We start from the raw sequence: 25236 nt of genomic DNA on the forward strand, positions 1-25236 counted from the left end.
ATCTACTGGATTTTGATGTACATACCTGCAGGAAGTCTGTCTCCATCTAAGTCAGGATTCAATTCTTCCAAGGTGTCTTCATCCATATCCAACTTGTCGGCAATATCGTCAAACGTCTCGCCGCGCTCTACTTGGTAGTGCGTTCTATCGAACTCAGTGTAATCTCCACCTGGTGTAACCTTGAGTAGCATACCTTCTTGAAGTCTAACACCTCTAAGGCCGCCGTTGAGTTCTTTAAGCTGACGAACGTTGATGTCGTATTGACTTGCGATACGTCCAATATTCTCACGGCGCTGTACTTCGTGTAGTACACCTACAGTCGGACCTTCCGGAACGGCTTCACCGCCACCTTCGCCTTCGGCATCTCCACCGCCGGCAGTTGCATTAGATGGCACATAATCGTCGCGTAGTACTTTCATATCCGTACGACGGTTAAGCTGATTGGCTTTCTCCTGAAGGGCCTGAGGTTGACGTTTAATCCAAGACTCGGTGAGTTCTTGGCCATCTTCAAAATCGTCAGAGTACAATCCGTCATAGTTCTCAGGAATTGTATTTGGCTCTTCTTCACCTCTACCTACCGCGGTTAGGCGCTCTGCGGCAATACCTTTGGAGATGAGGTAGCTCACACAGGTGTCAGCACGATGCTGGGAAAGGATTTTGTTTCTCTCCTCTGTATCGGTGTAATCCGTATGTGAACGAAGCTCGATGGTAATGTTCGGGTTTCTCTGAAGAATCGCCACTACCGTATCGAGTGCGCGCTGAGACGACTCGTTCAAGTCCCACTTGGCAGTTTCGAAGAGTACGTTCGGAAGGATAATCGGCACATCGATCGGCTCCATTCCTACATTCAGGGTGATGTTATGAATGAAGTAATCTCCATCTGGATCTTCAACTTTCTCGTGTGCGGAAAGCGGCACTCCAATGGTAGTAGTACTAGCCTCACCCGCGAAGAATTTCTTCTTCTCGTAAGAGATCGTGTACTGCATGTCTGGAGACAATTGATCCATCGTGAAGGTATAATACCCGTCGTTGTCTGTGTTTACAGTAATCGGAGCTGGACCACCGGAAAGCGTAACGGTAACCTGAGAAACAGGTGAACGATCTTTTGTACTGGTCACCAAACCGCTAATGGTATAGCGAAGCGGCACTAGGTATACGTTGTAAATATCGGCTGCACCTCTGTGGTCGTCGCGCTCCTCATAGGTTGACGTCATGAAACCAACTTCGGCAGTACCCCCTGGTTCGAAAACGATTGCGTAGTCGTCACCTGGTGAGTTAATAGGCCACATGAGGTTTTCTACTTCACCTTCTGGCATCCCGTCTTCGCCGAGCTTTACGCGGAAGATATCCAAGCCGCCCATACCTGGGTGACCGTCAGATGCGAAGTATAGGTAACCGTCGTCGTGGATGTACGGCCAAAGCTCTTCACCGCTTGTATTCACCAAAGAACCTAGGTTTGTAGGTGTGTTCCAGCGGCGCTCGCGGCGGTTGAACGTAGTCATCCAAAGATCGCGGCTGCCATCCGTTGCACCAGGAAGGTTACCGGCAAAGTAAAGCGTCTCTTCGTCGAGGCTCAACGCAGGGTGACCAACGCTGTATGTTGAATCTGGGGCGATAACTGCTGGCTCTGGAGCCATAAAGTTGTTACCAGTTACACGCGTAGTCCAAATGGCACAACCCAAGTACGCTCTTTTCACGTTCATACAACGCGTGAAGTACATTGTACCTCTTGAGTCTAATGCTACACCTGCTTCGTGGTCTGGTGTATTGATAATTTCGTCTTCACCGTCAATCTGAACTGGGGTAGACCAAGATTCGCTGGCACTCTCATTTCGTCTTCCGGTAGATCTTCTTTCTCTTTCAATTTTGAAGATATCCGCAAAGTTGAAGTTGGTCCAACCGTCTTCGTCACGTCCAGTGGCCTCTTCTCTCTGAGATGAGAAGAAAAGCACGTCGGTTTCACGACCTCTACGTCCGGCATAGCGCGGACCAAAATCTGGTTCGCGTGAGTTGTAGTCTTTACCTAGGTTGGTAACTTGATATCTGGTTTGGGGGTTATCCATCCACTCGCGTGCGTTTCTTGCTGCGCGAACACCAGCTTCACCACGAGGGTCTCCAGGAGCAGCCTCTTGATAGTTCTGATACATTTCAATGGCATCTTCGTATTCGCCTTGTCCCATGAGGACTTCAGCTTGGCGAAGAATGGCAATTGGCCCGTACTCTAAACGCTCTGCTCGGCGGTACTGAGATTCGGCTTTTCTGTAATCGCGCATCCAGCGATAACATTCACCAAGTTTGAAGGCAATTTCTGCCTTCTCCTCACTATCGCGAGTTTCCGAATATGCCTCTTGGAACATTTCAGCAGCGAAAGCGAACTGACGAGCTTCATAGAGTTCCTGAGCATCTTTATACTCATCTGAAACCTCCTTTTCCTCTTGCTCATTGCCGTTATCCTGAGCGTAGGCGGGCAATGTGAACCACATAGATAGTGCAAGTAGGCAGGCGAGTCGCGTGTATTTCATATGGTTTATTCTGCGTTCTAGACTGTGCGAAAGTCGCTAAAATAGCCATTTGGCGGATTAAAAAAAATTCCCTCACCATGAGATGATGAGGGAATTATACACATTCAGAAAGGTCTTACTTCTTATCTGGTGAAGAGCATCTCTCTGTATTTAGCTAGTGGCCAGAGCTCATCATCAATCATAAGCTCCAATTTATCAGCATGATAGCGGATAGAATCCATGTAAGGACGAACCGTATCACAGTATGCAATTGCCATGTCGCGAGTGTCTGCAAGTGCGTTAGCTTTCTTGCGCGCTTCAATCATGGCTTCTTTATCAGCAATGATTACAGAAATGTGCTTCGAAATCTGTGAAATCATATCCAATTGCTCCTTCGCCATTTGGTTGAAGCTCTTCTCATCAAATACATCCTTCAAACGCTGAACGTTTTCAATAAGTGTGCTCTGATAGCGAATTGCCGTTGGAATCACGTGGTTTCCAGCGATATCACCCAGGATACGAGATTCAATTTGGATACGCTTCTGATATTCTTCAAGGAGGATTTCATGACGTGCTTCAATCTCAACCTTGTTCAATACTCCGTTGTCGATGAAGAGCTTCATAGCCTTGTCGGTAACGAAGAAATCAAGTGCACGTGGAGTATCACGAACGTTGCTCAATCCGCGTTTCTCAGCTTCTTTCACCCATTCGTCGCCATATCCATCTCCTTCGAAACGAATCTTCTTAGAAGCTTTAATGTACTCTTTCAAGATGTTGAAGATGGCGTCATCCTTCTTCATTCCCTTCTCGATAAGGGCATCAACTTCCGACTTAAACTCGGTTAACTGAGCCGACATAATTGTGTTCAACACAGTCATTGGCTGAGCACAGTTCGCTTGCGAACCTACTGCGCGGAACTCGAATTTGTTTCCGGTAAATGCAAACGGAGACGTGCGGTTACGGTCTGTGTTGTCCAACAAGATTTCAGGAATCTTGCCTACTACGTTCAATTTGAGATCCGTCTTTGCTTGTGGTGAAAGCTTGCCAGACTCTAGGCGCTCCAATTCGTCGAGAACGGCAGACAACTGCTCACCGATGAACACAGAGATAATTGCTGGTGGCGCTTCGTTCGCACCTAAGCGGTGATCGTTCCCCGCGGATGCAATTGAGGCGCGCAACAGATCTGCATGGTCGTGAACCGCCTTAATCGTATTGATGAAGAAGGTCAAGAACTGCATGTTGCTCTTTGGAGTCTTACCCGGCTGAAGCAAGTTAACGCCTGTATCGGTAGCAAGCGACCAGTTGTTGTGCTTACCTGAACCATTAATTCCTGCAAATGGCTTCTCGTGAAGAAGTACGCGGAAATTGTGACGACGAGCAACCTTCTCCATGATGTCCATGAAGAGTGAGTTGTGATCCACCGCTACGTTCGCCTCCTCAAAGATTGGAGCAAATTCGTATTGGCTTGGTGCCACCTCATTGTGACGAGTCTTGATAGGAATACCGAGGCGAAGTGCTTCAAACTCGATTTCCTGCATGCATTGAATAACGCGCTCAGGAATACTTCCGAAGTAGTGATCGTCGAGCTGCTGTCCCTTCGCTGGACCGTGTCCGAGCAAAGAACGACCTGCAAGAGCGAGGTCAGGACGTGAATTGTACAATGCGCTATCTACCAAGAAGTACTCCTGCTCCCATCCAAGGGTTGCATTCACCTTCTTTACGTTCTTGTCAAAATACTGTGCAACTTTCGTAGCGGCTTGATCGACTGTTTGAAGCGCTCTCAATAGAGGAGTCTTAAAGTCGAGTGCCTCACCTGTATAGGCTACGAAGATTGTAGGGATACAAAGTGTAGTACCAATTACAAAGGCCGGTGAAGTTGGATCCCAAGCGGTGTAACCTCTGGCTTCAAAAGTGTTTCTGATACCACCGTTCGGGAAGCTAGATGCATCTGGCTCTTGCTGAACAAGCATACCTCCAGAGAACTTCTCAATTGCATCGCCATCCTCAGTTGGCTCGAAGAATGAATCGTGCTTCTCTGCCGTTCCACCTGTAAGCGGTTGGAACCAGTGCGTGTAGTGAGTAGCACCTTTGCTAACTGCCCAGGCTTTCATACCTGCCGCCACTTGATCTGCTACCTCGCGGTCAATCTTAGTACCCAAGTCGATTGCACTACGTACACTCTTGTACGCTTCCTTGGTCATGTAAGCACGCATCGCTTTGTCATTAAAGACATGTGAAGCGAAGTAATCCGACACACGTTCGTGCTTCGGGTTGAAATTAACCGGCTTGCGGTTCAGCGTCTCTTCGAGACAGAAAAAGCGGATAGAAGCCATGAAGAATCCTTTTTAATTGGTTTTAACACGGCAAAGATATATTTCTGAAGGGGGTTGAGACCAAAAAAAGATAAAATATTTGTCAACACCCTGTTAATTGAAGGGGTGTTCCCAGAAATAATAGCTGTTTCAGCAACACACCCTATCAATTCGAGGGGGTCAAATCAATAAAGCAATGTAAACTATGTAGGCACTAAGCATAAATATGCCCTCTACTCTGCCAATCTTACCCTTGGTAACCAATCCCATTACCGGCCAAACAATGAATGCAAATCCAAGCATCCACCAAATGTCGAAGGTTACAGTACTCGGGTTCTGAACGGGAATGTCAATGATCATGGCACTAAAGCCAAGAACAGAAAGGATGTTGAAGATATTCGAGCCAATCACATTACCTATGGCGATATCGCGCTGACCACGCATAGCGGCAATGATGGATGCGGCAAGTTCAGGGAGACTGGTACCGAAGGCAACAATGGTGAGCGACACCACTCTTTCTTCAATACCCATTTCCAATGCTACAAACACGGCTCCTTTAACCAGGAAGAATGCTCCGTATCTCAAAAGAAGTACAGCTCCAACGACCAAAAAAATCAACACCCAAGGATTCATCTTCTCAGCACCTTCTGGCACTTCAGACTCTGCATCCTGCTGATTCTTGTTGTCGCGTATCTTATATATAATGTAGGATAGAAGTCCGGCTACGAGAATCACCCCTTCCATAGAGGTGAGTTTATAATCTTGAATGAAGATGGTCAAGAGAACGGATGAGGCTATCATCACCCACCAATCAAAACGGTAGGCTCGCCAAACCACTGGCATGATGAATATCCCTGCCGTTAAGCCCAGGATGAGCCCGACATTCGCAATGTTGGAGCCAATCACGTTTCCGATGGCAATATCGGGGTGGCCATTCATGCTTGCATTGATGCTCACGATGAGCTCAGGTGCACTAGTGGCGAAGGATACAATGGTAAGGCCGACGATAACTGGCGTAATTTTCATCTTCAACGCCAAGCCTGCAGCTCCTCTAACGAGAAACTCCCCGCCGAGAACGAGCATGGCTAAGCCTAAAACGATGAAAAAGTACTCCAACATTATAGTCGGGTTGAACGGCGGACGGAATCTTGAAGATCATCGAGGACCTTCTTGCCCTCGTTCAATGCATCCTTGGTCTCTTTCACGCCCTCGTGAGAATCAGCACTATCGTTGATTTCACGCTTTAATTCGTTGGTAGCGTTCTTCACGTATTTGATCCCTTGCCCGAGTCCACGTGCAATTTCAGGGATACGCTTTGCGCCAAAGAACAGGACAGAAATAAGGAGAACTACGAAAATCTCCGGCCATCCAATGAAAAGAAACAAACTCATATTCAGCTGCATTCAGACTACAAATGTAGCAATCATTCTACCTCTTTCACGAGGACTGAAAAAAAGAAAGTCCCACATCGCTGTGGGACTTTCAATCAATATGAATAAACGAACAGAATTACTCTGCAGAATCGTTTTTCTCTTTTGTTGAATCATATACAACTGGAGTTGCAACGAAGAGTGATGAGTACGTACCTACAACCACACCAACCGTAATGGCGAAGATGAACCCACGGATTGATTCACCACCAAAGATGAGGATGATGAGCAATACGATGAGCGTAGTCATCGAGGTATTCACTGTACGGCTCAAGGTGCCATTCATCGCTGAGTTCAAGATGCTAGACAATGAGCGCTTCTTGTGGTAGTGTGAATAGTACTCACGAACGCGGTCGAATACAACCACGGTATCGTTCAACGAGTAACCAATAACCGTCAAGATGGCTGCAACGAATGCCTGATCAACTTCCAACTGGAACGGAAGAATTCCGTCGAAGATGGAGAAGATACCGAACACGATGATAACGTCGTGAATAATCGCGGCAATTGCACCGAATGAGTACTGCATCTTGCTGAATCGAACCAGGATGTAAACGAAGATGGCAAGGAGTGAGAAGATTACAGCCAAAACTGCGTCTCTACCAATGTCATCTGCGATAGTAGGACCAACTTGGCGGCTTGCAACGAGACCTACAGCGGACTCATCGGTTTGTGCAAGGAATGCCTCAGACTCAATTGGTGATGCATAGAAGCCGCTCACTCCTTCGTAGAGAGCTGCCTCGATAGCCTTATCTACTTCAGCACCTGTTTCATCAATACGATACTTCGTAGTAATAACAACCTGAGATGCTTCACCCAATGTTTTCACAATTGGAGAGTAAACCGTTCCATCTTCACCAACGAACTGCTCGCTCAAGCTATTGCTGATTTCCTGCACGTCCACCGGCTGATCGAAACGAACCGTATAACTGCGTCCACCTACAAAGTCAACCCCTTGGTTAAGACCTTTAGTAGCCAAAGAAGCAATTGAAATCACGATGAGGATACCAGAAATGATGTAGGCAACCTTTCGCTTAGAGATGAAGTCGATGTTCACCTTCTTCAACATTCCTTCAGAGAACTTCGTGCTGAATGTGATAGAAGCTTTGCGTGAAAGTCTCCATTCGTAAACAAGGCGAGTAACGAAAATCGCGCTGAATACGGAGAATACGATACCAACACCCAAGGTAGTTGCGAAACCACGAATTGGACCTGTACCGAATACGAAGAGTGCGATTGCAGTCAACAACGTGGTAAGGTTGGCATCGATAATTGCGCTGTAAGAGTGCTTGTAACCGTCGCGGATCGCAAGCTTCACATCTTTACCGTTCGCCAACTCCTCACGGATACGCTCGTAGATGATCACGTTTGCATCTACCGCCATACCAATGGTAAGGATGATACCCGCCATACCAGGAAGCGTAAGAACGATTCCCATACCGGCGATGATACCGAAGATGAACAACATGTTAGTCACCAAGCTGATATCCGCAACGATACCTGCGAAGTTGTAGTAAAGAATCATGTAAACCATCACCAAAAGAAGGGCGATGAGGAATGAGCTGAATGAAGCAGAAATCGCTTCAGCACCCAAAGTTGGTCCAATCACGTCGCTCTGAACGATCTTAGTTGGAACTGGAAGCTTACCTGCACGTAGAACCGTTGCAAGGTCTTGCGCTTCCTGAATATCAAATGAACCAGAGATAGAAGTTCGTCCACCTGGAATTGACTTGTTCACGCTTGGTGCAGAGTATACAACCCCGTCGAGTGCGATAGCTACGTAACCACGACGTCCGTCGCCGCCACCTTCACCTGGTGTTTCGAATCCAGAACCAGCCTGGTCGAACAGGTCTTCTTCTTGTGAAAGTCTTTCAGTGAGACGAGCCCAAGTGTTCGCACCAACTCCGTCCATGTTCAATGAAACAGAAGGACGACCACCTTCGAAATCCTGACGTGCATCTGTGATAACGTCACCGCTCAATTCCGGCACATTCTCGCGGTTTCCAGCGAGTGCATAAAGTGGAACGAAAGCGCTTCCTTCCGTCTTTGTTCCGAAAGACCACTTCACGTAGCGAAGGTTTGCTGGACGAAGGGAACGGATTTCACGACGGTTGAGGTAAGACAACACTTTAGCTGTATCCGCAACGCGAACGAAGCCTACAGTTGGACCGAAATTGATCGACTGAGTTTGCTGATTGAAGTTGATAGAGACTAACTCAAAGAGTGGGTTGAATGTAGATGCAGCAGAAGTATCTGCTTCAGTACCTGAACTATCAGGAGATGAAATCGCATCTGTAGCAGAACTATCTGCATCATCCAAAGCCACGAAATCGTCAGCATTAAATCCTGTATCATCGCTAGTTGAGTCGGCATCCTCTTCATTTGAAGCGTTTGGATTTTCCACTAGGTCGCGAAGACGTGTGTTTGCAGCCGCGAGGTGATCAATAACCTCGTAAGCTTTGAAAGCCTTCCAGAACTCTAGTTTGGCGGTTGATGAAATCACCTGCTTCGCGCGGTCTGGATCCTTAACACCTGGCATCTCTACCAAGATTCTGCCGGAACCTTCGAGTTGTTGAATGTTTGGCTGAACTACACCGAATTGGTCGATACGAGCCTTGAGAACCGTGTAAACATTGTCAACGGCTTCGGTAACATCTTGACGAATAAGTGCTTTTACTTCTTCGGTGCCAACATTCACACCTGCACGCTTTGTGATGGAAGGAGTTCCAAACAAAGCTGGATCGGTGTAAGCGCGCATTCCACCGGCCTCTGCAATGAGACGGTCGAGTTCGGTAAAGAAGATCTCTACGTATGCTTCCTGACTGTTGGTAACGGCTGAATCAGTGTGAGCAAGAGCTTTGCGGAGCATGACATCGTCGGAGTTGTCGGCGAGATTCAAAAGAATGTCGCGAACAGAAACCTCCAAAATCACATTCATACCACCGCGAAGGTCAAGACCAAGGTTGATTTCGCGGTCTTTCACCTCAGCATAGGTGTACTTCGCGAACCCTAGGTTCATTACCTCCTGATTCAACATAGAGTCTAGAATTGCTTGGCGCTTGTCTGCATCTCCGTTAGCAACCTCTGTAGCGTTAGTTTCTACCGAGTTCGAAACGAATGTGAAAGACAATTCCCAAAAGCAAACTAGAGCTAAGACGATCGCAAATAAGCGGATCACGCCTTTGTTCTGCATGATTGCGTGTTTTTAGCGTATGGGTTTTTCAATAACGCGCAAATATATACAACTTAAACTCATATATCCCAATTTCCGTTAACTCATTGAAGGCCTGAAAAAACAAGGGATTTCGTACTTTTATTTTTCCTAAAAATGATAACATGAAACTAAGACTCCTCGTAGTACTTACCGTACTCTCTCTTTCTACGTTTGGTCAGCAATTATTCCAATTTCGAGATTACATACATCCCGAAGTGACGCGCAATGGCAACATTTTAATGAATGGCTTTGCCGCTGGAATGAACAACCCTCAGTTTAGTCCTATCGACCTCAACCAAGATGGAACGATGGATCTCTTAGTTTTCGACCGCGACGGAAACAGCCTGCTGCCCTTTCTCACCGTAGGTTCAGCACCGAATACTCATTATGAGTTCGCACCTGAATATGTAGACAGCTTCCCAGATGACCTCAGATTCATCGTAAAGTTGGTGGATTACAACTGTGACGGGAAGATGGACATCTTCTATAAGGTTACGAATGGTATTGGCGTATATCGAAACACAAGCACAGGCAATGGATTGTCCTTCGAATGGGCACTTGGCACTGATCAATTCCTCAAAACACAGTTCGCAAACGGACAGACCTCACAAGTTTATGTTCTCGAGCTCGATATGCCTGTAATCGATGACGTGGATGGCGATGGTGATATCGACATTCTTAGTTTCGAGACCAATGGCGTACAAGTTTACTTTTATCAAAACGTCTCTGCGAACGGCTGCGGCCTAGAGTTCTTCCTCAGACAAGAATGCTGGGGAGGTTTCCGCGAGGACCCAAATAACAATGGAGTAGAGATTGATGCCTGCATACCAGGTAACGCTCCTCCCTTCGAACCCGAAAATGGAGCACACGCAGGTTCAACTATCCTTTCACTCGACCTCGATAATGATGGCCTAGAAGAGTTAGTAATGGGAGATATATCTTTCCCCGAATCATCCATGTTGCCAAATACAGGCGTTGCCGATAGCGCCTATGTGGGTTCCCAAGTGAGCAACTGGGCTCCTGATGGAAACGTTCCCGTCAACCTATATGTCTTCCCCGCATTCTATTATATGGATGTGACCTTCGACGGAGTGCCTGACCTCATCGCAGCTCCGAACATCATGCCGTCGAAAAACCTTCGTCAGGTTTGGATGTACGAAAACAGCGGTACAGCAACGAATCCGACGTTCACTTTCTCAGACAGCTCATTCCTCCAAAATACTATGATAGACATGGGCGAAGGCGCTTATCCTGCCTTTGTGGATTTGAATGGCGACAATCTAGACGATATCATTCTAGGAAACCGGGGCGTTTGGGAAAGCGGTGGAAATTATTCAGCTTCATTATGGTATTTGAAGAACACCAGCGCGAACGGAAACTACTCTTTTGAAGTCGTTTCTGAGAATATTGCAACCCTATCCTCTTCTGTACCTCTTTCTCCGATTCCAACCTTTGCAGATTTGGATGGAGATAATGACTTCGATATGATCGTGGGGTTTGAAGATGGTCAGCTCTCTTACTACGAGAATACTGGAAACATTGGAACACCCACATTCACTTTGGTGACAAACAACTTTGGTGGGATTGATGTCGGCGCCAATGCCTCTCCAGAACTCTACGATTTTGATGGTGACGGTGACTACGACTTGCTCATTGGCGAGAAATCCGGTACGGTCAACTACTACGAAAACAACAATGGAACGTACACGCTAGTGACCGACAAGTTCGGTGGAATCAATACCGATTTCTACGGCCAGTTCCAAGGTTATGCTATGCCGAGAATGTACGAGTTCAACGGCAAAGACCAGTTGATGGTGGGCAGTGAACACACGGGCATTCAGCAGTTCGATTCTGCCTCTGCGATTATCAATCAGCCTTCCACTACGGAGGCGCAGTTCGGCAATGGCAACACAAGCACAACAACTACAGAGGAAACGCCATTTGGCGCGGTGAAGAGGACGGGGAGAAATCAATTCCTCTACCGAGCTTCAGAATTGCGCGCTATGGGATTCACGTATGGTCAGGTTGAGAAAATCGCCTTCAACGTAACTACGAGCAATACGTCAAACAGCCTTACTAATGGCGTAACCATTCGATTCGGTAATACAGATTCGACAGAACTGAATTCATTTCAAACGGGTCTGACAGACGGCTACGACAATGTAATGCCGATTACTCCAGGTTGGAACGAAATCAATTTGCAAGATCCATTCATTTGGGATGGAGAGTCTAGCTTGGTTATTGAGATTTGCTTTAGTCGCAACCTCCCATTGGTGGACAACCCTGTAGAGGTGACAGATGTAGGATTCAACGCCAATGCGTATGGTGACATCACTGGTTGGAACAGCAACACGAAAAACGGCTGTAACATGCCGTACCTAACCACTTCTACTCTACGTCCAAATACCAAAATAACCATTCGCCCAATTACGCCACCTGCTGGCCAGATTTTGAAGGGTTACCGCAGAATGCATGCTGATTTCTCCGATTTGGACAACGATGGATATCCAGAAGTAATTATTGGAAGCTTTGGTGGCGGACTCGTATTGATGAAAGGCGAGGCTAAGGACAACATCTCTGTAGAAGAGGTGAACCCGCACCTTGAGGCGACTATTTATCCAAACCCAACTGAGGGCAGGTTTATCGTTCAACTTGAGGACATGGAGCCGGCTGACTATAAGGTCTTCGATATAAACGGAAGGCTCCAAAGTGAAGGAACCTTTGAGGGGCAAGCCGAAATAAACCTCAGCCATCTCGCAAATGGAATCTACATACTTCATGTAGTCCAAGATCAGCGGAGCAGCTATGCCAAAATCATCAAGCGATAACGACTCGCCTCTATTGTTGTACGACGGTCACTGCGCACTTTGTAATGGTGCCGTTAGTTGGATCTTGAAGTGGGATAAACGCCAAAGGTTCACCTTTGCTCCACTTCAGGGCCCAACGGCAGCAGAAATAATCCGACGTCATCCACATCTTGCCGAAATCGATTCACTTATTCTAGTTGAAGGTGATTCGATGCGGACTCATTCATCCGCCGCTCTCAGAGTAGCGATGATTGTAGGTGGGCTTTGGAAGGTTCTTGGCTTATTCTACATCATTCCAAAACCATTGCGAGATTGGGTTTATAATGGAATCGCTCGGATTCGCTATCGAACTTTTGGGCGATATGATGCTTGTCCAATGCCACCCGTAGAATGGCGACATCGATTTAAGGCTTGAGGGTAGAACCAAAATGAAAAATCCCGACATCCACCAGAGGTGAAGTCGGGATTCTTGTGTATTGGAAGACTGAGCTTAGAGCTCGAGTGCGTTGTTCATGTTACGCACGGCTTCAGCGCTCTTATCGAATAGCGCTTGCTCTTCGTCATTCAACTTGTAGTCGATGATTTCTTCCCAACCATTACGACCGATTACAACTGGTACGCCTTGGCATAGGTCATTCTGTCCGTACTCTCCTTCGAGGTAAACAGAACAAGGCATCACTTTCTTCTGATCGCGAACGATAGCTTCAACAAGTGCGGCACCTGCAGCACCTGGAGCGTACCATGCGGAAGTTCCAAGAAGTCCAGTAAGCGTCTTACCACCTACCATAGTCTCTTCAGCAACCTTCTTCATTTCGTCTTCAGAAAGGTAGTTTGAAACAGGAGATGAGTTCTTCTGTGCGAGGCGAGTCAAAGGCAACATGGTAGCGTCACCGTGACCAGCGATTACCACACCTTGAACGTCGTTCGGGTTGCAGTTCAAGGCTTCAGAAAGACGGTACTTGAAACGTGCACTGTCGAGGATACCACCCATACCGATTACACGGTGCTTAGGAAGACCCGAAGTCTTCACCGCGAGGTAGGTCATTGTGTCCATTGGGTTAGAAATAACCACGAGGATAGCGTCTGGTGAATGCTTAAGAACGTTCTCTGTTACCGACTTCACGATTCCGGCGTTTGTACCGATGAGCTCTTCGCGAGTCATGCCTGGTTTACGTGGAATACCAGAAGTAATCACAACTACGGAAGAACCTGCAGTTTTGCTGTAGTCGTTGGTTGAGCCAATTACACGTGAATTGAAACCGTTGAGGGTAGCACATTGGTTGAGGTCCATTGCCTTACCTTCTGCGAAACCTTCTTTGATGTCGAGCAATACGATTTCGTCAGCCAACTCTTTCATGGCTGCATATTCCGCAACACTTGCACCTACGTTACCGGCACCGATTACAGAGATTTTCATGGGTGATATGATATTAAAATTGAAAACTGATTTTGGGGTCGTAAAGGTAAGGCGTAGCGATTAGACAAGCGATAAACCGATAAATTAAAAGTGGCTAAAAGGCTAACCTGGAACAATTTGTGCTCCACAATTAATACATTTGATTCTCAATCTCTCTCTTATGCTAAGAACTCTCCTCATAGTTGTAACCCTAGGGTTGCTCGCTTGTTCTCCGGACATTGACTCTCCAGCGCCATCAAGCGCTCAATTTGAACCATTATTCGATTCTGTTTGGGCCACATATGGCGACACGGACAGACAGTACGAAATTCATCTCTTCAATACTCCTCACGCTTATAATGGTAGGATTACCGTAGTTTCTAACTCTATATTGTTCGACGCACTTAATTCCATAACAACCTTATCGGGCGACGATGGACGAATCCTGCATCAACATGAACTAATGACAATTAATTCTGAAATCGAAGGTGAACCACCAGTGACCAAACGTCAAGGCCGCTATCTAATGGCATCCACGTATAAAGGCTGGAACGGAATTGACCTAGAAACGGGAAAAGCCATTTGGTCAATCGAAAACTCGCACTTTTGGATGGACCGTGAGAACTCCAATAGGGCCGCGGTTCACAACGGTGCCTTCTTTTATTTCAAAGAAAGTGCCTTAGATGAACTCAAGGACTGGGAAGTTTACTCGACTCCAGTCGATAGGTACGAACCTCGACTTGTCTTTTCTCCGACATCCATTCCTGAGATCTCACACCTATCCGTATATGTGAGAGGGTTAGCTATCGCAGCCAAACCGACAGGAGGTATAATGTGCGTTATATATGGACGCGCACCGGTCGAGTGGAACACGTCATTCGTCTGTTTTATTGATGTTAAAACAGGTGAAGTAATGCATTATGAGGTATTCTCAGGCCGAATGGCTAGGGATCAAGAAGCACATGTAAGAAATGGCAGGATACTATTTCCACTGGAGTCGGAGATCAGAGCTTACAGTCTTTCAACCTTGGAGTTTGAATGGAGTCGATACATTAGTAGGTCTCTTCAAATTGAATTCATCCCAGTTGGAGATAATCTTATCATATATACCAGCGGAGCCTACAATGGAGCTATGGGAGTTTGGATGGAAATCGACGAGCAAAATGGAGCTATCGTACGAAGCACTAACTCGACAACTGACTACCTCATGGACGATTTCTATACGGTGGTAGATGAAAAGATATACTATCCCAGCTCCTATTCTAAATGGTACTACTGGGATGCCGGCACAATGCGTCTTCAGATTTTCAACGCCAATACTTTCGAATTCGAGCTCACGCTTGAGCAACAAGAGGAAATTGGCACCTTTCATGGTGGTATCACATACGACGAGGTCAATCGTACCCTTGTCGCTCAAAGAAGAAGAACTTTTCAGGCTTTGAAAATACCTGAAGAGTAGAACCAAACTAAAAAACCCCAACAATCGACCTCTCGGTGAATGTTGGGGTTTTACTCAGCTTACCTTGTCGACTTACACGTCGATCTTTGCATATTTCGCGTTCTTCTCAATGAACTCGCGACGAGGTGGTACGTCGTCACCCATCAACATAGAGAAGATTCTATCGGCTTCAGCCGCGTTCTCAATAGTAACTTGCTTGAGTGTGCGGTATTCAGGATTCATGGTTGTATCCCAAAGTTGTTCCGCGTTCATCTCACCAAGACCCTTATAGCGCTGAACGCTCACTCCCTTCTCGGCGTCACCACCAAGTTCGGCTGCAATTCGGTCACGCTGGTCTTCGCCCCAAGCGTATTCAGACTTCGCACCTTTCTTCAACAAGTACAGCGGTGGTGAAGCGATGTAGATGTATCCGTTCTCAATCAACTCCTTCATGTAGCGGAAGAAGAACGTGAGGATAAGCGTCGCAATGTGAGAACCGTCAACGTCGGCGTCACACATAATCACAACCTTGTGGTAGCGAAGCTTCTCTGTATTCAAGGCTTTCGAATCATCTTCTGTACCTACGCTCACGCCTAGTGCTGTAAAGATGTTTCTAATTTCTTCGTTCTCGAAGATCTTGTGGGTCATGGCCTTCTCTACGTTGAGGATCTTACCTCGCAGTGGAAGGATGGCTTGGAACCTACGGTCACGTCCCTGTTTTGCCGTACCACCCGCGGAATCACCCTCGACAAGGAAGATCTCGCATTTGTGCGGATCGGTTTCGGAACAATCGGACAGCTTACCTGGAAGGCCTGTAGACGACATAACCGTTTTGCGCTGTACCATCTCGCGGGCCTTACGAGCTGCAACACGTGCACGAGCTGCGAGGATGACCTTTTGAACGATCATCTTGGCTTCGTTCGGGTTCTCCTCTAAGAAGTTGGTGAGCATTTCGCCTACGAGCTGATCTACCGCACCGGAAACTTCGCTGTTACCCAGCTTGGTTTTGGTCTGGCCTTCAAACTGAGGCTCCATTACCTTCACTGAGATAACGGCGGTAAGACCTTCACGGAAATCATCACCAGCAACCTCAACCTTTTCCTTGGCGAGCATACCACTTTCGTCGGCATACTTCTTCAACGTACGCGTAAGTGCACGTCTGAAACCAGCGAGGTGAGTACCACCTTCGTGGGTGTTGATGTTATTCACATAAGAGTGAATATTCTCTGCGTAGGTCGTATTGTAGTGCATGGCAACTTCAACCGGAATGTCGTTGCGCTCGCCTTCCATGAAAATCACGTTAGGCATGAGGCGCTCGCGGTTCTGGTCGATGAATTCAACGAACTCAGCCAAGCCACCTTCGGAGAAGAAGGTTTCAGATCTCAGGTTGCCCTCTTCATCTTTCTCGCGCTCATCTGTAAGTGTAATGCTGATACCTCGGTTGAGGAAAGCCAGCTCACGCATACGTGCAGCGAGAATGTCGTATTGGTATACAAGCTCGTAGAAGATGCTTGGATCTGGGGTGAAGCTTACAATAGTACCACGGTAATCCGTTGTGCCAATTTCCTTAACAGGATATTGAGGAACCCCCATGCTGTACTCTTGCTCGTACTTCTTACCCTGACGGTGAACTTCGGCTTTGAGGTGTGTACTCAACGCGTTCACACAGGAAACACCTACACCGTGAAGACCACCTGAAACCTTATAGGAATCTTTATCGAATTTACCCCCTGCGTGGAGAACGGTCATAACTACCTCAAGGGCAGAGCGACCTTCCTTCTCGTGCATGTCAACGGGGATACCACGACCGTCATCTTTTACGGTAATGGAGTTGTTCTCGTGAATGGTGACGAAGATTTTACTCGCGTGTCCGGCGAGCGCTTCATCAATAGAGTTGTCTACAACCTCATATACGAGGTGATGGAGACCTTTAACACCAACGTCGCCGATGTACATGGCAGGACGCTTACGTACTGCCTCAAGTCCTTCGAGGACCTGAATACTGGAGGCGCCGTATTCTTTCTTTTCTTCCATCTCGTCTGTTGCTTTTTACTTAAAGGCGTAAAACACAAAAATAACCATTAGAATGAAGAAGAGGGGTCTAACCCCTCTCCAAAATGCCGGTTTTTCAACATTTTTATCAACATTAAGCCATTTTAAGGCTTTTTGGTATATCCGATACCCTTTTGATTAAAAACGGAACGCGAGGCCTAAAATAAACCGCGTTCCTTGTGCCGGGTATCCATACCACAGGTCATAGTCCTGGTTGAGTATGTTGTTGACACTCAGATAAGCACTGAGATAATCGTTGTATTTGTACTCTGTGTAGAACCTCCAATCGTAAAAGGTTGGCATGCTCGCATTCTCAACCTTTCCATTTGGCTCAAAAGCATCTCTTGGGCCCGTAACAACAAAGTCTGTTTTGAGTGTGATTTTCTTCTTCCAAGTGTACGCCACATGCAAGCCGCCTTTGAAGTCTGGCATGTGATACGCTAGCAAGTCATTCTGTCGGTTATAGACGAAATAGGTCGCATCTCCTGACACCTCAATTCCACTTGGGTGATGGTACGTTAGTTCAACTCTTGGCGCCAAAACATCGAGGTCGGCATACTCGATTCTCAAGTACGGATCGAAGCCCGTGCCCAAGTAGGCAGAGTCTCTTGTAAACAACGCTCTATCCGAATATCGGAAGTAGTCTGCCTGAAGGTTATACCCGAATCGGCGAGAGATTCTACCGCTCACGCCTAGATAAACTTTATTCGCTCCTGTTTCACGTATTTCCACACCTGGAGCGATATACGGGTTCATTTCACTGATGCCAGCAAGACCGTTCAAGTCAACATCACCTGTCCAACCACCAAAGATGTTCAACACATTCTTAACCAATGGAAGCTCCGCTCGAATTTCAGGATAGAAGTACAAACGAGAAGTGGCTGTATCACCATTTGTGAGCTCAGTTGAAGTGGCATTCTTGCCCACGTAGTTAATGTTCAGACCTACGGTAAAGTAGATTCCATTCACTTCGTGACGGATGTACGGCTTAACTCGAACGGCATACGCATTCGTAGTAGCACTATCTGAGGCATAGTTGAGGTAGTCGAAACCTGTTCCCATGAAGATATCTATATCACCTGCAGGAATTGTCCAATCCGCCATTGCATTCACAAAGTGCTCCTGAGCAGAATATCTGTCGTGCAGGAAGTAATACCCTACATCAACTCCGCGGAAGGCATCATTACCTCGATTCGTTATGCGCTCATAGCGAGTGTTAATACCGTATTTGTAGTAACGCTGACGTGTAGGGTCTGAATCGGCGAGGGATTCATTCACATTCGGGATTTGCGGAATACCATAGTAACTCACATCTCTCAAATTGATATCGAGATCCCCTTTAAAGCGCCATCTCTGACCTACGTGTCCGATGCCCGCTCTGAGGGAGTTCTCCATCGTGAAGTTGTCGTTGAACACCACACGGTCGCGAAGTGCTCCCGTTTGCGTAGAGAAATGGTCATACGCCAAACTCCACGTGAGCGAATTACTCCTAGAGTTGGCGAGTACAATTCCCACTTCTGGGGTAAAGAAGTTACCCATACCAACCTTGACCATATTCTCTGGGTAGCGTTCCAACTCTACTCTTTTGATCAATGCTGCTGGAATAGGATCGAGCTCTACGTCTGTTTCTACAATGCGTGGAGCAAAGTCGTAGTCAACGTCAATCTTGTGTGTGGTAGTATCCTCAAAGTTTGGTTGGAAACTGAGCTTGCGCGCCTCCCGTACTTTTGCTTCGTAACGGTCAAACACGTTAATCTTCACGTTACCAACACCATCTCCGTCGCCTTCACCTCCTTGAGCGAATGACTGGAGCCCGAACAACACTCCGAGTCCAAGCGTCAATAGAATCTTTGTACTTCTCATTGTTCGTTCATTTCAGGTTGATTGCCCTCTTCTTGTCCACCGGTGTCCTCGTTTTGTCCACCTTCGTCTCCACCTTGTCCACCCGCATCTACCGGTATGGAAATCTCAGTGGTATCTGCACCCGCGGCCTCTTGTGCTGCAACGGCTGTGTTGATTCTCTCTTTTAGACTTCTTGCCTGATTCACCACTTCTTCGCTGTAGTTCTGTTCAATAATGAAGTCTAGTGTATACTGTGCCTGGAAGATATCCTCCAGCTTCCAGTAGTTTTCGGCCATCAACAACAAAGAAGCATATCTCCATCGTGGATAATTCGGAAGATTGTCGACCATCCAAAAGATCTCTTCGTTGGACTCTTCATGCATCTCTTGGTCGAGGAAGAACTTGGCTATATGGAAGCTCGCCTCTGCTCGTGCTTCCCCTACTGAAGAATCTCTTACAGTGCGATAAACGCGTTGAGAAGGTTCGTAGCTACCGATCTTCCAAAGTCCTCGTGCCTGAATGAGCAAGGCCGAATTTTTCTCTTGTGGTGATAATCCGGGATCTTTTAGGGCAATCTCTGCAAAGTTCGAAGCTTGTTCCCATCTCTCGAGTTCAGCGGCCGCTTTCATACGACCAACGCTCGCGGATCGATAGCGCTCTGTACTCTCTGCAGATTGCACCACTTGGTTGTACGCTTCTAGCGCCTTCGCCCATTCGCTTTGCGCCATGGCGATATGACCGAGTTGCAACCAAGCTGTTTCGCTATAGTCGTTCACCGGACCGCTCACTACGCGCTCATAGGCCGCTTTTGCCGTTTGCTTGTCGCCATTGCCGAGTGAACACTCCGCGAGCAAGAAGTTGGCCTTCACTTGGAATACTCCATCTGGGAAGCGCTGCAAATACGTTTGGAATGCGGGTATAGCCTGATTACAGTCACCTAAACCGTATTTTTCATAAGCCGAGAGGTAGACCGTACTGTCAAGCGATGCGCGTTGTACGTCCGCGAAATCGATGCTTTCAACCCAATCCACATAATCGTCGATTCTACCTGCTTTGTCGTAAACCAAACGAGCAAAGCTGATGGCTTCACGCGCCTCGTCCGTGCTCGGATACTCTTCAACAAGCTTATTTAACGACGCTATAGAAGCATCGTAGTTTCGCATGTTTCTTTGAATGATTCCGATTTGAAGAAGCGCTCTTCTGGATTGTACGCTGTTTGGATAATCACTTCGGAATTGGGTAAATACGGAAAGAGCTTCGTCGTACTTATTCATTCGCAACAACTCCGACCCCAGTTCATATTTTGCATCTGCTGCGAGTGTAGACGAAGGGTAGCGGGTAGTAAGCGCGCGAAGCTCTGCAACCTTTTGATCTTCTTTTCCACTCAACCCAAACGAAAGTGCACGTTGGAATGAGGCGTAATCCGACTCTCTTCCGTTCGCGTCAATATACCCCCCGTAATACGGAACAGCTTGAGCGTACTTGCCTTGCATGAAGTAAGAATCGGCAAGACGAAGCGTTGCGTCTTGCTTTCTCGACATATCCGCTCTGCGGTTATCTACAAACAGGCGAAAAGTGGTAGCCGCTTGGTTGTAATTTTCCATCATGAAGTGACAGTAGCCTACGTTGTATTGGGAAATCGGGAACTCCGACATGTTGTACGCTCCCGACTGATTTTGAAAAGTTTGGAACTCTTCTAATGCCGATGAATAGTCCTTTCTTCTGTAGTGAATCTCTCCTAACCAGAAATGCGCCTGCGCTTTCGTAGCTGCATTGATTGGATACCTCAAACTATTTGTAAAAGCTTGAGTTGCACCTCCCCAATTGAGTGCATTGTACAACTCTACACCTCGGTAGTATGAAACTTTTTGGTAGGCCTCCCTCATCACAGCTGAACCCAAACCTGTCGCTTCAATTGCTTCAAGCGCTCTCGCGTAATCTTTAGTGGTGATGTACAAGTTGGCCAGGAGTTCGTTCACTTCTGTAATGTGTTCAGACTCTGGATAGCTCGACTTGAAATTCGTCAGCGCTTCAATCGCATTGTCAAATGGATTAGCCAACTCGTAGGACAGCTTCACATAGTTGAAGTGCGCTTCTTCTTTAATAGCTTCCTCTCCTGGTGCCTCCATGGTCGCCTTGAAGGCAGACAATGCGGCATTCTTATCTCCGGCCTTGAGGTAACAGTCAGCTAACAAGTAAAATGCGGGCTGAGCGAGTGCTCTGTTATTTGCCGTCACTTTATTCAAGTGTTCAAGCGCAGCCGAAAACTGTCCATCTGCGTGATATGCAACACCTAATTGATAGTGCTCTTTTTGTGTCATTCTACCGCCTCTTTCTCGGTAGAGCTGCAAATACGGAAGAGACTCCGCGTAGCGCTTTTGGCGGAAGTAGGCTTGCCCGACAAGCTTCGCGATTTCCGCACTTCGTGTGGGAGTCGCATTGTCTAGCAGCTTATTCGCTACTTCGTAGAGCTTGTCGTAATCTCCAGTTTGATAATAAATCTGAGCTAAGTAATAGGGCACCATTGGTCCAAAAGCTGGATCTTCTTGAAGAGCTTCGAACTCACGAAGTGCGGTTACATAGTTGCTATCGTTGTAGTTGAGGTGAGCGTAGTAGTATTTCGCTGAAGGCGCAAGTGACGAGCTACCATCTTTAATCTCACGGAATGCCGCCTTAGCCTCGGCAGGCTCCTCCTCCATAAAGTGGCAATACCCCTTCTTGAAATAGTAGGTCGCCTTATCGTTATCGCGCATCTCGCGCACATCCATTTCATTGAGCCACTCAAGTGCGTCGTCGTATCTTCTTCTATTGAAAAGGAAATCTGCTGTTTGCCAAAGGGCATCGTAGCGATAACTGCTGGTGGGATGCTCTGCGAGGAAATCGCGTACGCGATCCTGTGCGTCGCGGTTCATCAAGTGCACAGCACACATAGCGCGGTAATAATCGGATTTCTCTACGACATCAATTTTGTCGTGAGGAGCGCGCTCTTTTACTTCATCAAAACGCTCAGCTGCTGCGGCAAACATTTGCTGATCATACAGCACCTTTCCATCATCGAATACCTTGTTCAGCGAGCGCTCCCAGTCAGTAAGCTGACCAAAAGCCAGGACATTTGCTAGCGCAACAAATGACAAGGTCCAACACAACTTTCTCATTGAGACGGATTTGGGATTATTCATCAAAATTAGCCGCATTACTCGTTCGTTCTACCCAGGGGATGAGCAGTTATTCAATATGAATTGTTAGCAGCTTTTCTCTCTCAATCCCAAACGGAATCCTTGGTAATATATTCCGATGAACATAAATTCGTTCCTTTGTCGTTACTCACTATTTCACACTCATGAGCGATAAGCCCATTCTTTCCCTGCAAGACGCCAACATCCTTCAAGGAGACCACCTCGTACTTCACGATGTGAATATCCATATCGAGGAGGGCCAATTCGTTTATCTTATTGGTCAAACTGGTTCTGGGAAATCTAGCTTACTCAAAACGCTGTACGGCGATTTACCGCTTAAGAAAGGCTCTGGGAGTATTGTTGGATATGACCTTCATCAACTCAAAGAAAAGGACATCCCCTATCTGAGACGAAAGATTGGTGTGGTGTTTCAAGATTTCCAGTTGCTCACCGACCGCACTGTTCACGAGAATCTTGTTTTCGTTTTGAAGGCAACGGGCTGGAAGGATAAAAAGAAGATTGAAAAGCGAATCAACGAGGTGCTGAGTAAGGTTGGAATGGCCACCAAAGGCCATAAAATGCCGCATCAAATTTCTGGAGGTGAGCAACAGCGCGTTGCCATTGCTAGAGCACTTTTGAATGATCCAGAATTGATTCTTGCAGATGAGCCTACGGGTAATCTCGATCCGAGAACATCAGAAGAAATCATGATTCTCCTGAGTGAGATTTGCCAAAGTGGACGCGCAATACTCATGGCAACGCACGACTATTCGCTCATCCTCAAATTCCCTTTCAACACTTGGAAGTGTGAGGATGGAAAAGTGGTTGAAACCGTTCAAAACACCCTGTAACCGTGCTATCCATTCTCATCCCAAATTTTGATGAGAACGTCGATAAACTCGTGCGCGACCTTCATGTACAGGCGACCGATCTCGACACTCCCTTCGAAATTCTGATTTGTGATCAAGCTCAATCTAAAGAGAATTTTGAGGTGAACAACGCCTTGAACGAGCTTCCTGAAGTTGAATACTTCAAATGGTCAGAGCAACCCGGGCGCGCCGCAAACCGCAACCATCTAGCACGCAAGGCCAAAGGAGAATGGTACTTTTTCATCGATAGCGATGCAGAGTTGATTCATCCATGGACATTGAGTCGATTTTGGAAAGCAAAGCATTCCGAGTCCGTAATCTGTGGTACGATGTATTATCGAGACGAAGACCCTGGCCCCAAGTATCGTCTACGTTGGAAATACGGGCGGAATCGCGAAATGCGCTCCCCTATCGACCGAAGTAAGAATCCATACGCATCCTTTATCTCTTTTGCATTTTTGATAGGCTGCGACAGCTTCGAAAAAGTCAAGTTTAACGAGAGCGTCGTTGAATATGGGCATGAAGACACGCTCTTCGGCAAGCATCTGAAATATGCCATGATACGACCAATGCATATTGATGCCGACATTCTCCACAACGGACTGATTTCAGCAGATGAATTCCTTGAGAAAGTGAGGCAGTCGGTGCGAAGTTTAGCCCTACTCACCGAGCTTGGTCATGTTGATGACGACTACCGTGTTTACAAGATTCAGCAATGGTTAGCTAAGCGCTACCTCGACTATGTGGTAGCGATAAAGTTTACTGTTCTTCGAGGATTGATAGAATACAACTTAAAGGGAAAGCACCCTTCTATCTTTTTGCTTGACATGTATAAATTGGGCTATTTCTGCACCTTGAGAAGAGGCGTGAGCAGATCGGCCAAAACCTTGCGCTCCTGAGGCCAACTTAATTCAGCTTTTGCCCTAGCAATTCCCTTGTTGTATTGATCTGAAGGAGCATTCATCATCCTTTGCATGCCCTCGCGCAAGGCTTCTACGGAAGAAGAATTCACCGTGAGTCCAACCTCATAAGTTTCGACAATTCGCTTCACCTCAACCACTTGGGAGGTCAGCACCGGAATATCAGAATGCAAATAATCGAAAAGCTTGTTCGGCAAACTGTACATGTAGTTAATCGAAGTCGGTTTATCCAAACTCAGCCCCACATTTGCCACTCGAGTGTAGGAAAGTAGACGAGCATAGGGCACTTTATCTACAAAAATGACCTTCTTCTCTATTCCAAGATCGACAACTTGACGCTTCAATCCTGGGACTGCATCGCCATTCCCAACTATTAAAAGAACAGCTCCTTCTAAGGGCGCGATGGCCTCAAGAGCTTCCTCCATGCCTCGGTCTACATTGATTCCCGCTCCTTGATTTATGAAAATGAAGGCATCATCGGGAAGACCAAGATCTTGTCGACTGAGCTCTTCAATACTGTCGGGTCGTTTACCAATATTGCGAACCACCCCTGGCTCTTCACCGCCATAGGCATTGGCAAGAAGTCGTGCGATTGATTCATTCACCGTAATTCGAACTGCAGCCCTGTGATAGTACATGCGCTCTATCCATTTCCAGGTTTTCACCACGGTTGGGCGATCCTGAATTTCTGGAACGCCGGTAAAAAACTCGTGACTATCGTAGACAAAAGGGGTTCGTTTCAGGGAAGAGACCAGCCCAACGGCAAGCAAAGTATCGAGGTCATTTGCTATAATCCCATCGTAGCGAGTCCACAACAAATGCCAGAACAAACGAAGATTATAAGCGGCATAAAAGAGAGCCCCTTTTCTAAAGAGAAGCTTGAAACGGCGCGTTTTATAGTCTGGATGGAAGGGTTGACTGTTGGGAAGTAGACGTCCGATAAATGTGACTTCGGCACCCATTTCTACTAAGACAGAGATGGTGCGTTGCACGCGTTGATCGGTGGAAAGGTCGTTTGTAACAGCAACGGCGATTCGGGGAGTCATAGGACAAAGAACGTAAAACCCGCGCCTTTCTGGCAAGTCAGGCAATTCTTACCGCATAATTCTCACCAATACAACATCTTGTAGCCGTAAAACCAACCTATACCCAAAATGCTTGTATCAAGTGGAGACCCGTTGAGTATTGGTCTGAGCATCGCGATAGCCCTCATTTGTGTCGCGGTCATCACTTACCCCATTCTCACAAAGCGGTCGAAAAGCGAAAAGTGACACGTATC

General features: G+C 46.9%; 15 protein-coding genes. 5 read left to right on the plus strand and 10 right to left on the minus strand.

Going from position 1 to position 25236, the window contains the following annotated elements:
- Nucleotides 1-2 precede the first annotated feature (2 nt).
- The 5 genes from F8C67_RS09305 to secDF form a co-directional block, all read right to left on the minus strand.
- Nucleotides 3-2522 carry an OmpA family protein gene (locus F8C67_RS09305; protein WP_151667566.1) on the minus strand — a complete coding sequence of 840 codons (2520 nt, stop codon included), beginning with the start codon at nt 2520-2522 and terminating at the stop codon, nt 3-5.
- Between the two features lie 122 nt (nt 2523-2644).
- On the minus strand, nt 2645-4834 hold the full coding sequence (locus F8C67_RS09310) for a glutamine synthetase III family protein (protein WP_151667567.1): 2190 nt from the start codon (nt 4832-4834) through the stop codon (nt 2645-2647).
- A gap of 159 nt (nt 4835-4993) precedes the next feature.
- Nucleotides 4994-5932, minus strand: coding sequence for a calcium/sodium antiporter (locus tag F8C67_RS09315; protein ID WP_151667568.1), 939 nt, complete (start codon nt 5930-5932; stop codon nt 4994-4996).
- Nucleotides 5932-6204, minus strand: coding sequence for a Sec-independent protein translocase subunit TatA/TatB (locus F8C67_RS14460; RefSeq protein ID WP_151667569.1), 273 nt, complete (start codon nt 6202-6204; stop codon nt 5932-5934). The genes F8C67_RS09315 and F8C67_RS14460 overlap by 1 nt, the downstream gene beginning before the upstream one ends.
- 118 nt (nt 6205-6322) lie before the next feature.
- A complete protein-coding gene (gene secDF, locus F8C67_RS09325; protein ID WP_151667570.1) occupies nt 6323-9436 on the minus strand; it encodes a protein translocase subunit SecDF in 3114 nt (1037 codons plus the stop codon).
- Nucleotides 9437-9579: 143 nt separating this feature from the next.
- Between secDF and F8C67_RS09330 the strand changes: the two genes are divergently transcribed.
- Nucleotides 9580-12285 carry a T9SS type A sorting domain-containing protein gene (locus F8C67_RS09330; protein ID WP_151667571.1) on the plus strand — a complete coding sequence of 902 codons (2706 nt, stop codon included), beginning with the start codon at nt 9580-9582 and terminating at the stop codon, nt 12283-12285.
- Entirely contained in the window at nt 12263-12679 is a 417-nt protein-coding gene (locus tag F8C67_RS09335; RefSeq protein WP_151667572.1) for a thiol-disulfide oxidoreductase DCC family protein, read from the plus strand. The genes F8C67_RS09330 and F8C67_RS09335 overlap by 23 nt, the downstream gene beginning before the upstream one ends.
- A gap of 75 nt (nt 12680-12754) precedes the next feature.
- Here the strand turns inward: F8C67_RS09335 and mdh are convergent, their stop codons facing one another.
- Entirely contained in the window at nt 12755-13681 is a 927-nt protein-coding gene (mdh, locus tag F8C67_RS09340) for a malate dehydrogenase (RefSeq protein WP_151667573.1), read from the minus strand.
- Nucleotides 13682-13841: 160 nt separating this feature from the next.
- Here mdh and F8C67_RS09345 point away from each other — a divergent pair, with 160 nt between their 5' ends.
- Nucleotides 13842-15119 carry a hypothetical protein gene (locus tag F8C67_RS09345; RefSeq protein ID WP_151667574.1) on the plus strand — a complete coding sequence of 426 codons (1278 nt, stop codon included), beginning with the start codon at nt 13842-13844 and terminating at the stop codon, nt 15117-15119.
- Nucleotides 15120-15191: 72 nt separating this feature from the next.
- On the opposite strand, the gene gyrB is transcribed toward F8C67_RS09345, so the two are convergent.
- The 3 genes from gyrB to F8C67_RS09360 form a co-directional block, all read right to left on the minus strand.
- Nucleotides 15192-17132 carry a DNA topoisomerase (ATP-hydrolyzing) subunit B gene (gene gyrB, locus F8C67_RS09350; RefSeq protein WP_151667575.1) on the minus strand — a complete coding sequence of 647 codons (1941 nt, stop codon included), beginning with the start codon at nt 17130-17132 and terminating at the stop codon, nt 15192-15194.
- 156 nt (nt 17133-17288) lie between these two features.
- Nucleotides 17289-19013, minus strand: coding sequence for a TonB-dependent receptor (locus F8C67_RS09355; RefSeq protein WP_151667576.1), 1725 nt, complete (start codon nt 19011-19013; stop codon nt 17289-17291).
- Nucleotides 19010-22147, minus strand: coding sequence for a tetratricopeptide repeat protein (locus F8C67_RS09360; protein ID WP_170266419.1), 3138 nt, complete (start codon nt 22145-22147; stop codon nt 19010-19012). Before F8C67_RS09360 ends, F8C67_RS09355 begins: the two co-directional genes overlap by 4 nt.
- Before the next feature lie 185 nt (nt 22148-22332).
- Here F8C67_RS09360 and F8C67_RS09365 point away from each other — a divergent pair, with 185 nt between their 5' ends.
- Both F8C67_RS09365 and F8C67_RS09370 read left to right on the plus strand, forming a co-directional pair.
- On the plus strand, nt 22333-23019 hold the full coding sequence (locus F8C67_RS09365; protein ID WP_151667578.1) for a cell division ATP-binding protein FtsE: 687 nt from the start codon (nt 22333-22335) through the stop codon (nt 23017-23019).
- A 2-nt stretch (nt 23020-23021) separates the two neighbouring features.
- Nucleotides 23022-23936: a glycosyltransferase family 2 protein gene (locus F8C67_RS09370; protein WP_151667579.1), complete on the plus strand. Its 915-nt coding sequence runs from the start codon at nt 23022-23024 to the stop codon at nt 23934-23936.
- Here F8C67_RS09370 and F8C67_RS09375 read toward each other — a convergent pair.
- Nucleotides 23879-25003, minus strand: coding sequence for a glycosyltransferase (locus F8C67_RS09375; RefSeq protein WP_151667580.1), 1125 nt, complete (start codon nt 25001-25003; stop codon nt 23879-23881). The two genes, F8C67_RS09370 and F8C67_RS09375, sit on opposite strands and share 58 nt — an antisense overlap.
- Nucleotides 25004-25236: the final 233 nt, after the last annotated feature.

The organism is Phaeocystidibacter luteus, assembly GCF_008933115.1.
GTDB classification, from domain to species: Bacteria; Bacteroidota; Bacteroidia; order Flavobacteriales; family Schleiferiaceae; genus Phaeocystidibacter; species Phaeocystidibacter luteus.